General features: G+C 35.6%; 14 protein-coding genes and 4 pseudogenes. 9 read left to right on the top strand and 9 right to left on the bottom strand.

Annotated elements, in window-relative coordinates; all coding sequences use genetic code 11:
- Positions 1 to 16 precede the first annotated feature (16 nt).
- Positions 17 to 1,072, bottom strand: a complete 1,056-nt coding sequence (locus YN1551_RS10495) for an SPL family radical SAM protein (protein ID WP_012717769.1) — start codon at positions 1,070 to 1,072, stop codon at positions 17 to 19.
- 117 nt (positions 1,073 to 1,189) lie between these two features.
- Between YN1551_RS10495 and YN1551_RS16670 the strand changes: the two genes are divergently transcribed.
- Complete coding sequence (locus YN1551_RS16670; protein ID WP_012717768.1) at positions 1,190 to 1,432, top strand: hypothetical protein; 243 nt, start codon at positions 1,190 to 1,192, stop codon at positions 1,430 to 1,432.
- Between the two features lie 20 nt (positions 1,433 to 1,452).
- On the opposite strand, the gene YN1551_RS10490 is transcribed toward YN1551_RS16670, so the two are convergent.
- Positions 1,453 to 1,878 (bottom strand): hypothetical protein, encoded by a 426-nt coding sequence (locus YN1551_RS10490; RefSeq protein WP_048052344.1) that lies wholly within the window; start codon positions 1,876 to 1,878, stop codon positions 1,453 to 1,455.
- A 222-nt stretch (positions 1,879 to 2,100) separates the two neighbouring features.
- Positions 2,101 to 2,547, bottom strand: coding sequence for a helix-turn-helix domain-containing protein (locus YN1551_RS10485; RefSeq protein WP_012717766.1), 447 nt, complete (start codon positions 2,545 to 2,547; stop codon positions 2,101 to 2,103).
- Positions 2,548 to 2,702: 155 nt separating this feature from the next.
- Here YN1551_RS10485 and YN1551_RS17105 point away from each other — a divergent pair, with 155 nt between their 5' ends.
- The 8 genes and pseudogenes from YN1551_RS17105 (at position 2,703) to YN1551_RS10455 (ending at position 8,813) form a co-directional block, all read left to right on the top strand.
- The gene (locus YN1551_RS17105; protein ID WP_187146876.1) at positions 2,703 to 2,867 is read left to right on the top strand and encodes a hypothetical protein; all 165 of its coding nucleotides are present in this window, start codon (positions 2,703 to 2,705) and stop codon (positions 2,865 to 2,867) included.
- A complete protein-coding gene (locus YN1551_RS10480; RefSeq protein WP_012717765.1) occupies positions 2,851 to 3,402 on the top strand; it encodes a ParB/RepB/Spo0J family partition protein in 552 nt (183 codons plus the stop codon). Before YN1551_RS17105 ends, YN1551_RS10480 begins: the two co-directional genes overlap by 17 nt.
- Before the next feature lie 23 nt (positions 3,403 to 3,425).
- Positions 3,426 to 4,679: a CRISPR-associated CARF protein Csx1 gene (gene csx1, locus YN1551_RS10475; protein WP_012717764.1), complete on the top strand. Its 1,254-nt coding sequence runs from the start codon at positions 3,426 to 3,428 to the stop codon at positions 4,677 to 4,679.
- Between the two features lie 492 nt (positions 4,680 to 5,171).
- Positions 5,172 to 5,333, top strand: a pseudogene (locus tag YN1551_RS16045) (DUF4322 domain-containing protein); the annotation flags it as partial.
- 158 nt (positions 5,334 to 5,491) lie between these two features.
- Positions 5,492 to 6,421: a transposase gene (locus tag YN1551_RS10470; RefSeq protein WP_012715708.1), complete on the top strand. Its 930-nt coding sequence runs from the start codon at positions 5,492 to 5,494 to the stop codon at positions 6,419 to 6,421.
- 200 nt (positions 6,422 to 6,621) lie between these two features.
- Positions 6,622 to 6,750 (top strand): annotated as a pseudogene (locus tag YN1551_RS16665) (ISH3 family transposase); the annotation flags it as partial.
- Between the two features lie 43 nt (positions 6,751 to 6,793).
- A pseudogene (locus tag YN1551_RS16040) lies at positions 6,794 to 7,612 on the top strand (IS256-like element ISC1332 family transposase); the annotation flags it as partial.
- Positions 7,613 to 7,764: 152 nt separating this feature from the next.
- A pseudogene (locus tag YN1551_RS10455) lies at positions 7,765 to 8,813 on the top strand (ISH3 family transposase).
- Between the two features lie 74 nt (positions 8,814 to 8,887).
- Here the strand turns inward: YN1551_RS10455 and YN1551_RS10450 are convergent.
- The 6 genes from YN1551_RS10450 to YN1551_RS10425 form a co-directional block, all read right to left on the bottom strand.
- A complete protein-coding gene (locus tag YN1551_RS10450; protein WP_012717762.1) occupies positions 8,888 to 11,221 on the bottom strand; it encodes a Cas10/Cmr2 second palm domain-containing protein in 2,334 nt (777 codons plus the stop codon).
- Positions 11,222 to 11,227: 6 nt separating this feature from the next.
- Positions 11,228 to 12,238: a hypothetical protein gene (locus tag YN1551_RS10445; protein WP_012717761.1), complete on the bottom strand. Its 1,011-nt coding sequence runs from the start codon at positions 12,236 to 12,238 to the stop codon at positions 11,228 to 11,230.
- Complete coding sequence (gene csm3, locus YN1551_RS10440; RefSeq protein ID WP_012717760.1) at positions 12,235 to 13,194, bottom strand: type III-A CRISPR-associated RAMP protein Csm3; 960 nt, start codon at positions 13,192 to 13,194, stop codon at positions 12,235 to 12,237. The genes YN1551_RS10445 and csm3 overlap by 4 nt, the downstream gene beginning before the upstream one ends.
- 4 nt (positions 13,195 to 13,198) lie before the next feature.
- Entirely contained in the window at positions 13,199 to 13,609 is a 411-nt protein-coding gene (locus YN1551_RS10435; RefSeq protein ID WP_048052341.1) for a hypothetical protein, read from the bottom strand.
- A gap of 88 nt (positions 13,610 to 13,697) precedes the next feature.
- Positions 13,698 to 14,195, bottom strand: coding sequence for a hypothetical protein (locus YN1551_RS10430; protein WP_012717758.1), 498 nt, complete (start codon positions 14,193 to 14,195; stop codon positions 13,698 to 13,700).
- 1 nt (position 14,196) lies between these two features.
- The gene (locus YN1551_RS10425; RefSeq protein ID WP_012717757.1) at positions 14,197 to 15,099 is read right to left on the bottom strand and encodes an OLD family protein; all 903 of its coding nucleotides are present in this window, start codon (positions 15,097 to 15,099) and stop codon (positions 14,197 to 14,199) included.
- Positions 15,100 to 15,280: the final 181 nt, after the last annotated feature.

Below are 15,280 nucleotides of genomic sequence, written 5' to 3'. Positions count from 1 at the left end.
AACCCCTAGCTGAAAGTTAAAAACGCTCATACCACCATCTGCCTTTTAGGCGATATTTTGCAAGCAATATCGTAAATATCTTGCCTAATTTCTCATCATTCTCTTTATCAATAGTTATCTTCTCTCCTAATAACGATTCTATATACTCCATATTCATACCTCTCTCGTGAAGCATTTCACCAAAAACTTGATTCACACCTATATCCGCAAGCTCTTTCATTATCCCGTCTAAATCTTCTTCTATTTCCCCCCTTACCTTGTTAGGAGGAAACACTGGCGCTACTATTACTCCTACTTTTAGTCCTGCCTCTTTAGCCTTCCTTAAAACCTCTAGCCTAGCTTTAGGTGGAGGTGCCCTGGGTTCAATAATTGAAGCAAACTTCTCGTTCAAAGTAGCTATCGAAACTTGTAGGATTACTTGGTTCTTGTATTTTGAAAGTAAATCAAGGTCTTTAAGCACCAACATTGACCTTGTTTGAATCAAGAACCTAACTCCCGCTGGTAAGGCTTTCTCAAGGATCTTCCTAGGAATTGGGTAAAGTTGGGGCAAATAAGGATCGTGAGTTGAGGACATCATAACCAATTTTCCTCTCCATTTTTTCCATGGTGTCTTTTCTATTGTCTCGTCAATGTTCTTAGGTTTTAAGAAGTACATTCCCCACGGTCTTTGTACTATGTTACCTACTCTCGCAAAACTGAACCTCTTATGGATATTATCAACATAACAGAAGGGGCAAGCGTGAATACAGCCGATAGCAAAATTAATTGCCCAACCATCACTAAGTTCTTTTCCTACTCCGCCCTTCTCAACGTAAGTCAATTTTGAAGGTTTAATCAATGGTGGCCTTATCTCATATTCTCCAAAGGAAACTTTTCTAACGTCTTTATCAAACTCAAAATTATCTAAAGTAAAATGTATAGTCATATTTTTAGCGATCTTTCTCTTTCTTATAGTTTCGTGAGCCTTCTTTGCAGCTTCAGACCTTCTCCTATGCAATAAATTATTGATAATAGATAATGTATCATCCTGCTCATCATTGTCTTTCTTAATTTCAATCTCATTTAAGGCCAAAATTCATTACCCCAAAGACTTAAATACCCTATGCTATATTACATAACAGCTAATATATATTTGCATCTACTATTTACGCATGTTAGTTGAATTTTTCTTAGCAAACTGGGGAGTTAAGTGGTATTACCCTCTACGCTCGCGTTAGGTTTATATAATATTACCAGTAAGTTTACTAGTAGAGTTACTAGTATGGCTAAGGTGTTAGGTAGGAGCAAGTTGTGGGGTAAGGGCTATACTACGGTACCAGTTTTGGTCAGTACTGAGAACCGGCTATTTAAGAATACATTACCTATGCAATTTGTGAACTGTACAAATGATAAAGTCTGCTCGAATCTAATCAAGAAATATTCTAAAAAATAAAGATTACTATAAAAATTTATTTAATATCCGTAACCTATAATATCCCATTTATCCTTAAATTCTGATAAAAACTTCCTATCGTTAAGCCAATAGCTTACTTTTCTATTCTTATCCCTCTTTACTAATTTCTCAATTATATTCTCTTTCTTAAGTACAAAAGCCCACGGTTCACTCTTAAGTTCATTCAGCAAAACTATAACATAAAATTCTGCAATTAGATTATTCAAATTCGACCCGAAGGGAACCGGATTTCGTTTAAATAGTCCCTTAACTTGAATAGTATGCATTTTCGTTCCATCCTGACTATATATTACAATATCAACGCCTCTTGTATTTCTAGAAGTAGGCAGCACATTCCATTCATGACGAGAAAGAATGTATGCCGTATAATAAAGAGCTATATTACCTATCACCTGGTTGCTATAACTCTTATTAGTTTTAGTCATGGAGAATATGTCATCTTCTAAAATTTATTATTTAGCTTCGAGAGTCCAGAGTACCTCGGGTAAATGTTTGACTATGTATAACTTTTTATGAAGAGAAAGAAGGGCTTTTTACACAATAAAAGCAGAAAAGCACCCTGGGCCTACACTTTCACTCTTCTGTTTTTCATTCTCAGAACTCTTAGTAGTAGTAAATAATAATGTATGATGACTGAGAAATAAAAATTAGATTCCAACACATTTCTTTATACATTTATCAAAATCATCCTTATGCTTTCCCTGGCTTTCGCACCACTCATAACATTTAAAGAAATCGTCACCAGTTATATACTTTTCATTATCTATCGATATCCATGTTATTTTAGGTTTTGTAAGTTGTTCGCTTTTTAGGCTTTGGTTTTCATGTTGTTTGCGTTCGTCTGCATATAATAACTGATAAACCATCTTACCATAATCTGTTAAAAATATATTTAGCGTTCTTTGTTTTCCTTTCACTCTTATTATTAAACCTTTTTCTTCAAGCCCATTAAGAGCCTTATATCCTAAAGTATGGGAGCCAAATGACTCCAATATCTCCTTTGTACTTAAACCGTTCTTAGAATATATTATTTTGAGCATAGCTTTCTCATGTTCATTTAACATTTTGTTAATTATTTCATATAAGTTAAGCATTTCATTCCCAGTCAATTGGGAACACATATATAAGCTTTATGCAAAAAGTTTAAATATAAATGCCCAGTTGACTGGGAAAATAATAAAGAAATCCCTAATAGTAATACTTTACTATAAACAAAAATAGCTATAAAGTCATCTACCTAAAAATATTTATGCGTATCTTAAAAGTTAGAAAAATAGGTAATTCAAAACAACTATCTTTAGGCTCAATTATACCCGATAATTGGGAATACGTTAAGATTGAGGAGTTCTCGTTATATAATGATGTTTTAACCGTGAAATTTAGGAGAGTGAATAAGAATGAGAATACCTCTTGATTCCATAATTATTAACGATAAAATTCTTGCTAGGATAAAAATTGATGACGAATTTGTAAACGAGTTAAAAGAGAGTATGAAGGAAATTGGGCTTTTAACACCGATAATAGTAAGGCCTGCAAAAGACGGTAAATATAAAATAATAGATGGTTTACATAGATATGCCGCTGCTAAAAAATTAGGATGGAAAGACATAGAAGCCAATATCGTTAACTTAAATGACGTTGACGCTTTAGTATATTCGATAACGAACAACATTCAGAGGAAACAGATGGATCCCATAGATGAAGCACAAGCTATCTTAAAACTGATAAACAATTACGGTTTATCGGAAACCGATGTTGCAAAGAAGTTAGGTAAGAGCACTGCATGGGTATCTCAAAGAATCGCAGTAGCATTAAAGCTTCCAGATGAAGTAAAGAAATTGTTAGAGGAAGGTAAAATATCGTTATCAATAGCAGTTCTCGCTACAAGGATCGCAGACAAAGAAAAACAAATTAAGTTCGTTAGAAAGCATGATCGGAAAATATTTTAAAAGGATTTTTGCTATTTTACTTCATGAAGATTCTTTTTGCACCTATAGGAGATCCTTCAGGGTACGTTAGCGTAGAGTATTTAGTAAATGGGAAAGGGCCATATAATACTAACGCTTCCTTTATTGCAATATCTCAAGCATTGAAAATTGATAAATTAGTAGTTTACGCCGGGCTAAGCTTGTGTGATACTAACTGTAATGATTATAAATGTTGTAAAGATTCTGTAACACAAAAAGTGGCTCAAAAGCTGGGTAATGAATTCGACCTATTAATTGCTCCAAACATTTACGGTACGAGGTTCATTCAAAAGGATAGGAAAAACACCCTTTATTTCAATTTCATATACTTTAATTCGTTAAAAATCCTTGAAGATAATAAACCGGACGAAATTTACATAGATATTACTCACGGAATAAACTACATGCCTTTGTTGGCCACAGACGCAATAAGGCTTGCTACATATACTTACATCGTGGAAAACAATAAGAACGGAGTCAATTTAACAATATATAATTCTGAACCCGTAACTAAAGGTAATCAAGGTCCTTATGCAATAGATGATATATACTCTGAGAAAATTACTGTGAGACAAGCTTTATCGTCAATTTTGTCGCCTTTCCTTTCAAGTGAGAGCAAAAACGTAATAAAAAATAAGGTGTTTAAAGTGATACGTAATAAAGCAAACTCAGAGAATGTAAATACTAGCTCATGTAATGCAGATTTCATTTACTACATCGTTAATGCCTTATCCGCTGGAATATTCCTCTATTTAATATTAAAGAAGAACGAGATTAATAGCTGTTTGAACGTTGTAGAGAACATTCTCGGAAAATTAGACTTCAACAACTTCGCGGTACAGTTAAATTTTGAGAATGGTAAAGTAATTTACGACGAAAATATTCCTATTGAGATAAGTTATATACATTCGTTACTTAAGGTTTCTAATCATATAGCTCAAGGTAGTAATAAAATAAGTGAAATTCGCAGAATGGCTGATAATTATTCAACTTCAGACTCAGTAAAATATGTTATTTTAAACGAAATTAGCAGAATAGAGGATAAAAAGAATGAAATTCCTAACTCTCCAACGCTTTACGCGAAAATCCTTAGCACTAACTTGCCTCGCATATGCTCAGCGGATAAAAGGAATCTAATAGCTCACGGCGGTTTTGAGCAGAACGTGACGTTCCTTTGGAAATGCGGAGACGATATTTGTGTAAGTTATACTGATGGAAAGTGCGATTGTATTGAAAATGTGGAAAAGCAGTTAGGATGATTTTGCTTTTCTCGATTTTTATGAACAAATTCTTAACTGGCTAATATTTAATACTCAAAAGTGCTTGGTGACATCTTAGTTATAAGGAGTAGTGCTTACCCTAGCATAACTTATCCTATTTAATTTTACCACTTATGCAAAACTAATCAATACGATATTTTGAAATAATCAAAAATAACTAGCAATTTAAGATTTACAGTCCTCTTGTAGAATTCCTAGCAAGAAATAGTAAACTACGTCTGTCCCATGACAGTGAGGGTCATCGTTCCACCATCGATTCGCAGTCAAGAAGGATCATCGCCTAGCTCTAGTCCCTTTGAAACTGCTTATCCCTCCCACAGTCCGGTAGACCCAAAATCGTATTATGAAAAATAATTCTGACAGAATAATATCGATTCATGATAGATAACAGGATTTATATGAGTATTAAGAATTCAGTTGAAGAAAGGTTTAAGGTGAGGGAGATGTAGTATTACCACGTGAGTAAGTGAGATGGTAACACCGGTACTCCCTCACCAAAACAACTTACAACAAATAGGATATAAATTACTTTCCATGCTGAACTTCAAGGGAAAGAAAGGGGAAGAGGTGGCGAGAACCCTCATCTCAGCGTGTTTATGGAACGATTCGGTGGAAAGCAAGTCGAGAGAGCATCCCAAGTGTAAATAATTCAATAAATCTATGTATAAGTTTATAGATAATAACTCAAAAGAAAGCATAAACTCTTGAGAAATTTTGAATTTTCACTTGGAGTAAAATCTTGAGTAATACTTAAAGGGGACCGGGAAGACGTAGTACAAGGATTGGGAGATATGAAACCTTGGATAGAATACTACAATCTCCCGGTCCCCTATGATAAACTATCATCAAGGCATAAAACTCTTTTGAAAATGCACTACATACTAATCACCTCAAAAGCACTATCATCACTAGACCTATACATACTTAGAGTACTCATCGTCATGATGATATGGCAATGCTCCTACAGAGATGTAGAAGCATACTATTACACGGACATTGTAGTAAGATGGTTTCTAGGAGAACGCAAGTCAAAATCCGAAAACCACAGAAGGGCAAAGAAACTTAGGGGAGAAATAAAGAAAGCATTCAAGGAATACGCAAAAGAACTTGAGGAAAAGCTAAGCAAACTAGAAAACTACTTGCCAAGTAGTGCCTTATACGGCAAAGTTAACAAACTCTGGGCAATAGATTCCAACATAATCGAAGTACCCTTCGGAAAGAGAAACAAGGAGACATTAAAGAAAAAGCTAGAACTCAACTTGAGACAAGGAAAGTTTAGGGAAGCAGCAAACTTAATTTACTACTATATGAGGGCTAAGATTCATCGTAGATTTAAGGGTGAGTTTGCGAAGAAGAGGGGTAGGAGTTTCTTCGGCTTCAAGGTTTTATATGCTATTTCCCCAACCATGATTCTTCACGCAATTCAAGTTGAGTTTGCAAACTTTCCCGATAATAAGGTTGGTTTTGGTATGAGTGGTTATAAGGTTGTTGATAGGGGTTTCTTGGGAATGCCCTCAACTTGGATAATTGGTTTTTCTAGTTTTAGACGTTATGTTGAATTCTTTGGTATTTTCTTGAAGAGGTATTGGAGACCTTACGCTATTAACAAGGATATGGTTGAGGTTTTTGTTTACGTTATTGGAATAATTTACAATTCCTTGATTTACACTTCCGTGTTAGCAAAAGTTCCGCAAGAGGAATTTGTCAAACTCTCTAGTTAACCCTAGGCTAGGGTTAACTAGAATAATATGGGGTATGTTTGAAATTCATTTTTTCTCAACTATAAGTTATTTTATATTACAATAAAATATTAATCTTCCCTCATATTGAAAGATATAATTGACTTCTATTCTCAACTAGTTATAATATTGTTTTTCTATCACATTATATTTATTGAATTATTTGCATTCTGGACACTCTCTTGAAGGTACTGAAGGGAGTCAAGGAGATAGACCTCTCAATAGACTGGACAACCAAGACTTGGTACGGGAGACCGGTGGGAGGGCTCGGGAGTTCGGAGGAGGGAAACTCTTGGAACTACGCAACTGCGAGGGGCTACCAGTTATAGTTGTGGTAGCAAAAGGTGAAAAATAATGACAAAAAGTAAAAATAACCCCGGAAGGGGTAATACCATAAGGGAGAGTAATACCATGAAGGTAATGGAAGAAATAAGAGAAAAGATAAGAAAGGCAATCAAAGAAGGAGTTAGCCTAAGGGAAATAGAGGAGATAATCTTGCAAGAGGCCATGATGGAAGAGAGAGAAGCCTACTTGCAAGTTGAGGACGACCACAAGAACGGGACCTACTTCAGATATCTGGGAACCGGAGACGGAGTATTAAGACTCAGAGTACCGAGAACCAGAAAGGGTGGCTTCAGACCCAAGATCCTTCCGGAGAAGTACGAGAGGACCAGCCCAGATTACGAGGACTTCCTCCAGCAGCTCGTTCTATCAGGCATGACTCCAAGTCAAGTCAAGGCCGTGTTAGCAGCCAAGGGAATACCGTATAGTGAGATCGTAATGAATCGGGTTGCCGAGAGAATATCCAACAAACTCAAGGAATACAAGAGCCGCGAACTACCTCACGATCTCCTAGCCCTTTACATCGATGTGAAGATCGTAAAGGTCAGAATCAGCGAGTCGATCATGGAGAGAGCCATTTACATTGCCATAGGAGTTGACTTAGAAGGGAATAAGTTCGTCTTGGACTACGAAGTTAGGGATAGGGAGGACTTGGACGGTTGGAAGTCCTTCTTGAGCGGACTCGTAAGCAGGGGAGTCAGCAGGGTTGACGTAATCGTGAGCGATGACTTCTCTGGACTCGATCGCGTCGTGTCCACGCTCTTTCCCTCCTCTCAACACCAGCTCTGTATAACACACATGGTTAGGAACCTCATGAGGGTCCTCCCAGACACGGTAGACCCAAAATCATATTAGAAAAAATATTTCTGATAGGATAATATCGAATTTATAAAAGATAAAGAAATTTATAAGAGTATAAAGAATTCAATTGAAGAAAGGGTTTAAGGTGAGGGAGATTGAGTATTACCACGTGAGTTAGTGAGATGGTAACACCCGGTCTCCCTCACCAAAATAACATTCAACAAATAGGATATAAATTACTTTCCATGCTGAACTTCAAGGGAAAGAAAGGGGAAGAGGTGGCGAGAACCCTCATCTCAGCGTGTTTATGGAACGATTCGGTGGAAAGCAAGTCGAGGGCGTATGACGTATCCCCACAGACCGTGAGGAATTACGTGGAGGAGCAAGGGGTGGAAGTTATTGAGAAACTCTTGGAAAGCGCCAGGAAGATATCCTTGAAGGTACTGAAGGGAGTCAACGAGATAGATCTTTCAATAGACTGGACAACCAAGACTTGGTACGGGAGACCGGTGGGAGGGCTCGGGAGTTCGGAGGAGGGAAACTCTTGGAACTACGCAACTGCGACGACAAAGTTTAATGGGAAAGTGCTCCTACTGGCCTTCGTCACTCAAGTCAAGGGGATGACTAAGGAAGAGATCGTGAAGGCCTCGTGGAGCAAGTCGTCGCGATGGGGTTCAAGATAAGGTTGATAACTCTTGACGCTGGTTTCTACACGATTGACGTGCTCAACTTCGTTTCGCAGTTCAAGTATATAGTTGCTGTGCCTGTTGGGGACGTTAAGGTTTATGAGGAGTTTGACGGGGATTACAAGACTAATAGTAAGAGGCATAGGAGGGATGAGCAGGTCAAGTTCAGGCTTCTCGTGTACAGCAAGGAAGAAGTGAGGAGAAAGAGTCTTGTTTATTTTGCTAGGGCTACAAACCTCGACCTATCCAAGAGGGAAGTGTTGGATTTGTATAATAAGGTAAGAGGTCCCATAGAGACCTCTTATAGGAACATTAAGGCTTTTCTTCCATTTACTGGTTCTACTAAGTTTGTTTTTCGCACGTTGATCTTCGTGCTGGCCCTTGTACTCTACTCCTTATATACCATATTCAAGGGGGAGGTGGGGAGAGAGGAGTTTAGATTATTATTAATTCTTTTATTTCCTGATTTATTCAATCCAGAGAATTTTACATTTAATATAATTGAAACACTTATTTACACTATAGATTTATTTTCAAGGAGGTGATTTTGGGTCTACCGAGAGAGGCGAGGCTTTCCGCCCCCTTAACCCCTTTCTTTGTAAATATTATTTTAAAGTTTTTAGGTTCTCTTTAGTAAGGTGTACATATTAACTACGTTTCTAAATTTCAATAACCTTATTATTATTTCTCTCTCCTCTTCTCCTGGATAATCCGCTAAATATGCGTCAGTTTTCTCCTTAACTTCTTTAAATACTCTCTCATTCCTAGCGTTTAAATATGCGTAAGTGACTAGAGCCCTAGGGATTTCGCAATCCTCTATCATTTGCCCTATATTGTAAACTTTATATAAATATGCGCTCGGTACATTGCTTTCAATTAATTTCTTAGCATATTCCAGAAACTTAGCAGCCTCATTCCAGGTTAAAGATCTTTTATCTAAGCCCTCGCATATTTTTTTCTCATCTTCAGTATACTTTTCGAATATGTTACTTGATATCCTACCTACTCTTCCGTCTCGTTCTTTTTTAGCAATCCCCTCATATTCTTTAGCAAATGAGTACGCAAAGGATATGGGATACTTCTTCTTAAATATGAATATTCCTCCAGAGACAGAAATGGATGGTAAGATTTCAACTATTAAATTAGAGAGTTCACCTAGAAGTATAAGAACATCGTCCCACTTCCCATATATTGCTAAGTCGTCCCCTCCTGAGTAGAGAACTACAATGGGAATATCACCTCTCTTTTTAAGTTCATTAATGACTTTGGTGGTTACTATATGGGCAAAAGTAAAGTCTAACAGAGAGGAAAAAGTCATGAATCTTCCTGGAAATGCCGATAAATTTTTTACTATTTCGCCTATTCTGTCACCGTCTGTAATACCTAGAGCTATATAGTTTGCCATGTCGTCTAGGCTCTTAAATTTCTCAGCGACGAGTTTAAATGTATCTTGTTTCTCAACGGGATGATATGTACTTAGAGTTATATAACCGAAACTTATCTTACTGAACTCTTTGACCAACTCTGGATAGATAAAGTCCAGGGTGTTGTTAACTGTAAATATTCTTATTCTTTTAGCAACTTCCTTTTTAGTCTGTATAAGTGATTTAAGAAAAGCTATATCATCATCTTTTTCACTTCCATGAACTAAAAGGAAACCTATATTTAGTGGTTCTATGTATATTTCTCCTACTCTATACTTACCTATAGTACGATAGCCTATTTCTCCTTTTACGTTATCTTTATACATCATTTCAATTACATATTTTAAGTTTCTTGTAGAATGCCCTACAATTAGTGAGATTAAGTTGATTTCCGATATTAAGGCATCTTTTGGAACTTCTCCAGCAGTTAAGGATTCTATTCCCTCCACATCTTTAGCTTTAAACATCATTTTCCTAGGATAAACATCTCCAAAGTAATCAATATCTACGTCTTCTGTGATATGTGGTTTTCCGACAATTCGCAAATCATATATAGTATTTTCTAATGCCTTTTTAAAACTTCTATCTTCCTCTCTTTCACTAAATATTTTCATTCCACTAACCTTAATTTTCTCACTACTAATGGAAGAGGCAAACTGTAATTCATAATTACTCCACTCCTCTACTTTAACTAGAATCTCATCTACCTTATACTTTACATTGTCACAGACTACGAAAATCAGTTTACCAGGTTCAAAGGAGATATTATGCAAAACTGAAATACCAAGCACATCAGCTATCTTATCGGATAAAGCCCTTTGAAGAAGTTGAAGAAAGAAACTTCTCCCCCTTAGCCTTTTAGATGATTCAGCTTCTCCTCTTATATTAGTAATGAACTTCTGTATTCCCTTTATATCAATGACTAGAAGTCTTATCTCTTCGCATACGGCTAGTGGAGCTGCCAGTCTGCTATGACCGTAAAGGGAAGTATTTGGAATTGCCTTATATACTGCAGCTGGAACGAATAGGGCTGTAGTTCTATAAATGTAATCATAGGTCTCAAGAAGACTTTCTGGGTCCTTAATTTCTTTTGCTCTATTTGCGAGTTGGACTAGCATCTCGTATATTCCCTTATAATTTATAAATGCCTCATTAACTCTCCTAGCCTTATAGGTTTCTGGAGCTGCATTAAAGTCAACGTAAGTAACAGAGTACCATCTAGCTAATTTTAACGGATCTACGTTAGGTTGAATATCTAAGGTGGGATCAAGTAATGGAGTTGATTCAGGTTTTCCAGTCTCCTTCGCTTCAATTCTCTCGCTTGCAGATGCGTAATCTCCTATCTTCCACTTACCTTTTTTAAAGAGTTCTACGTATTCCTCACCTAAGTATTTATTGAGGAAATCACATGTAAGTCTGTCATGTTCATAAAAATCACCACTTAATTCACATTTAGGCTCGATACCTGCCCTTTGTAAAATCTTACCAACATCATGTAAAAGCGTTACGAGCATTAGTTTCTCGTCCAAAACATATCACCTTATACAGATTTTGATCCATCCAACTCCTATACTATCCGTAAGTTTTACAGTCCTATTATCCCACAAATGTCCAGTAATTTTAGTCATAATACTATCTCTATTACTCTTAACATTTGAGGGTAAAGATATCGTTTTCGCAACGTGACCAGTAAACATGCCTATTTTTAGCGGGACACATTCACCTTCAATATGTAACTTTTCCAAAAATTCAAAGTATTTTCTTAAATTTTTATCCGTAGCCCTAAGTTTATCTTTTTCCGAATTTATTACTAGATTACTATAGTCTATAAGAGAATCAAATATTTCCTTCTTACTAATTTTATCATCTAGTTTCTTAAGCATGGAGTTTACCCCATAGTTTGAAGGTTGAAGAATTTTTACATCATAGACGAGTTTACCATTATCGAAAGTTATCGCATAATTCTCACTTTTAAAAGTGCCGAAAAGTTCAAGTATAGTTATTTTCCTAAGGGAAAGAGAAACTTGAATTATTTCTGGGTCGCTAATTATAAGCCTGTTTAACGCATCGTAAGTATATTTACTTCTACCGAAAGGAACTGTGTCCTTTAATAAACTCTCAACGGGTTCAGCTACATTTTTCACTTGCCTAAAAATCTGATTGGGAGGTAAAGTAGTGAGGGTATTTAGATTTGATTGAATTTGATTATATACAGATGGTGAATTTTTAGCCATTTTATTCAGTATAGTGGTTCTAATAAGCCCTTTTAGTGAAGATGCTGGTACTAAGTACTCATTTATCATGAGGATTTGATTAGGAACTGAAGTAGAAGGGAAAATTAGTTTAAAATCCTTAATTGTCCTAACGAATTGTTCTTTAAAAATTTCACGTAAATTTTTTACTTTTCCTAGAGCTTTGAAAGGATCTACAATGAGTATTTTACCGTTTACAAGATCGAAATCCGCTCCCTTATATAAAGTTTCGCCGCTCCACACAAACGTAGGAGATAAGGGTTCAATTTCAATTCTAAAAGTTTCCTTAATCACGACTTAACCCCAGTTTGCTGTGAAGTTACTGATTTAGCTAGGTTCTCAATATCCTTACTCAGTTCTTCTACCGACTTAAATTCCTCCTTGTAAACTGTTTCAGACATTTTTGCTGGATCATAAATGGATACGATTAATTTAGTAAATTTAACTCTACCGTAACCCCTTGAACCAGCAGCTCCTAAATACGTCTTTTCTATAAGTACCATTCCTTTAACTAACAATTCTAAGTAATCCTTTAGTTTAGAGGAGTTCTTGTCAAAAACTAACAACGACAATGTACCGGTAAATGTTACTCCTGGTTTAACTCTACCTATGGTTCTGTGATCTGCTGCGGATGTTACTCTATCTATTCTGTTCTCGTTTTTATCCTCTATGAAGTCATCGAATGTTACTAAATCGTTTTCCTCATAGATATTGCATACATAGGTTTCCTCTGGAAATAGATCTTCAACTAAAAGGGACGTAGGAGAGAGAACTGTAAATAGAGAGGTCATTAATTGTGTTTTATTCTCTTTTTTAAGTTCATCAAAAACTTCATTTAACGGAAAGGCTCCGTATCCGAACATACGGTCTAGATCAGTTTTAATTAGAGTATTTACAAAATCAACTGAATTTAACTTATCTTCTGATGATAAATTAACGTATACATTTCTCGCTAAAGTATGAGACCATATTTTCTTGTCGGAGGAGTATAACGGTAATCCTAGGGCTATTTCTAAGAGAGATCTCATTCTTCCTTTCAAAGATGAACCTGGAATATAAGGAACTCTTACCTTGATGGACTTATTTCTGCAAGTATAGGTTCTCTCTATACTCATTGGTTCAGTATCGGCTCCTCCGATTCTACCCAAAGCTTTCCCTGCAGATATTAATAAACCAGTTATCGTTTGCAAATAAACCTTAAACCTTATTATCTTTTCCAGTTTTAAGGAAATGGAAGGTTGACTTGACATACTCTTACCCTACCTCTTTAGCTATTACCGCTAAACTGTCTATCAGTAATCTCGCATTTCTTATTAGATCCTTTATGTTAGACGCGTTAGCCGATAAAAGTTCATTAATCACATTAATTAATAAATCTCTTAGCCCATTATATATTTGTCCCCTTGCGTTTTGATATTCTATAATTACATAAACTCTAGGCAGTTGTTTTTTCAGAAAAGAAATAGCATCGTTTGGATTCATCCCTTCAGCAGTATCGAGAATAGTTGCTAAAATCTCATGTATGTTCCTGTAAGATGTTTCCGACTTTATTTGGCTATAAAAGTATTTGTAATTGTTCTCTAGGACTGCTTTCACTATTTCCATTGGCTGCATATTCCTTATAGAAATACTAACTCCTTGATGAGGTGAACGACTTGTTGACATATAGAATATACTAGGAATAAGGCTTATATAAACCTTTTCAGAATGAAAGATCAATTTTTATGTAAAATAAGTTAAATGATGGCTCAACTTATACACACCTACAAATGACAATCTTACAATTAATATAATCGTCTAGATCATTACAATATGGTTTCAAACCTACATCTGAGGAGGAAGGATATTTTATGCCGTCATTCATCTTGATGCTAGATTGGTTAAAGCAAACTACCTCTGAACCCGCTTCTATAGAGACTAATATATCATCCTTAGAAATGTCACACATACAACAATATGCTTTATGCATTTTACACTCAACAAAATCACAGTTGTTCTTACCCTCATTGCATTCCCTAACTTCATGAATATCCGTATGATGAATTAAATACCCTGTTATTTCATACATAAATCTCAAAATTTCCTCACCTACATTTACGTTCTTATCCCAAACCTTAATTATTTCTACCTTTTTTATCAAATTCAAATACCTAGCTAATAATTCATGGCGTAAATTTCCAGCAACTTCAATGTTCTTACATTTTTCGATACAGTAATATAATCCAATTAAATCAATATAAACACGAACCATATTATCCTAACACCGCAGAAACACTGAAACCTGGGATATACCAACTGTCTTCTCTAGGGACGATCTCTAGCTTCTTTCCATCTCTGTTTATTACATACACCTTAACATTTGAGGAATTACGGTGTAAGAGTCCTCTATAAAAGTCCCAACTATGGGTTATGGCAACTACGTGTAAATATTCTGAGTTTTCCGTTAGGTGTCTAATTATTCTCCCTAATGTATAGGCGAAACTAGGATATGTAAAAGCTTCAGGTTCGTCAAGTAAAAGTAAAACATTTTCCCTCTTTTTACTTAAGGCATAAGAGTACATTGTGGCAGTTAAAACAAAAGAGGGATAAAAAGAGGGAGGAAGTTCAGTGATTTTAGTACCTTCATTTCCAAAAATGTCTCTCCATTCTAAGCCGTTTTTAGTTAAGGAAATCCATAACGGTACTAGATACTTAGCTTCTTCCTCATGCTTTGCTTCTTTCAATTCTTCAGTTATTTCCCGAATGACATTGTTAACTTGTTGTTTAGCCTCGAATAAATCATCGTCTCTAGATAATGAACGTATTTCAAGCAATCTAGAAATACCACTAACTTCTTTCCCTATTTCTGATAATTTACTTAGCTTTTCATTACCCTCATATCTTTCAAAGAATTCTCTATATTTATCATAAATATAATAAGTTATTATATAGGGGTCTATATATATTACGTAATTAAAATCCTCATCTATCGAACATTCTCCTATAGGTGGATAATTTACGCTTAAATTGTATTTTAACCCTTTTATAGAATTATAAATACACCTTAATAATATTGACTTACCGTTTAAATTTGGTCCTATTAGTAACGTTAATCTAGTTAACTCTAATGTTACGTTAGCTTCTACGGGATCCGTCACGTTTACGTTTACCTTCATAATTAATATTTAGGATAAAAAGATAATATATTCTTTCACTAAGTACTTCATTTGCGATACCCCTTTATAATAATCGCTTAAAAAGGTTTAGCATTAAGTTGCTTTGTGGAATTCTTCAGTTTTTTCTTAAAACGTATAGCTAACTTTTAACTCAACATAAGATTTAGAATTTACTTTTACT

Origin of the sequence: Sulfolobus islandicus Y.N.15.51 (assembly GCF_000022485.1) — an archaeon.
Classification (GTDB): domain Archaea; phylum Thermoproteota; class Thermoprotei_A; order Sulfolobales; family Sulfolobaceae; genus Saccharolobus; species Saccharolobus islandicus.
Note: the sequence above shows the minus strand (reverse complement) of the source record. Positions and strands in the feature narration are given on the sequence as shown.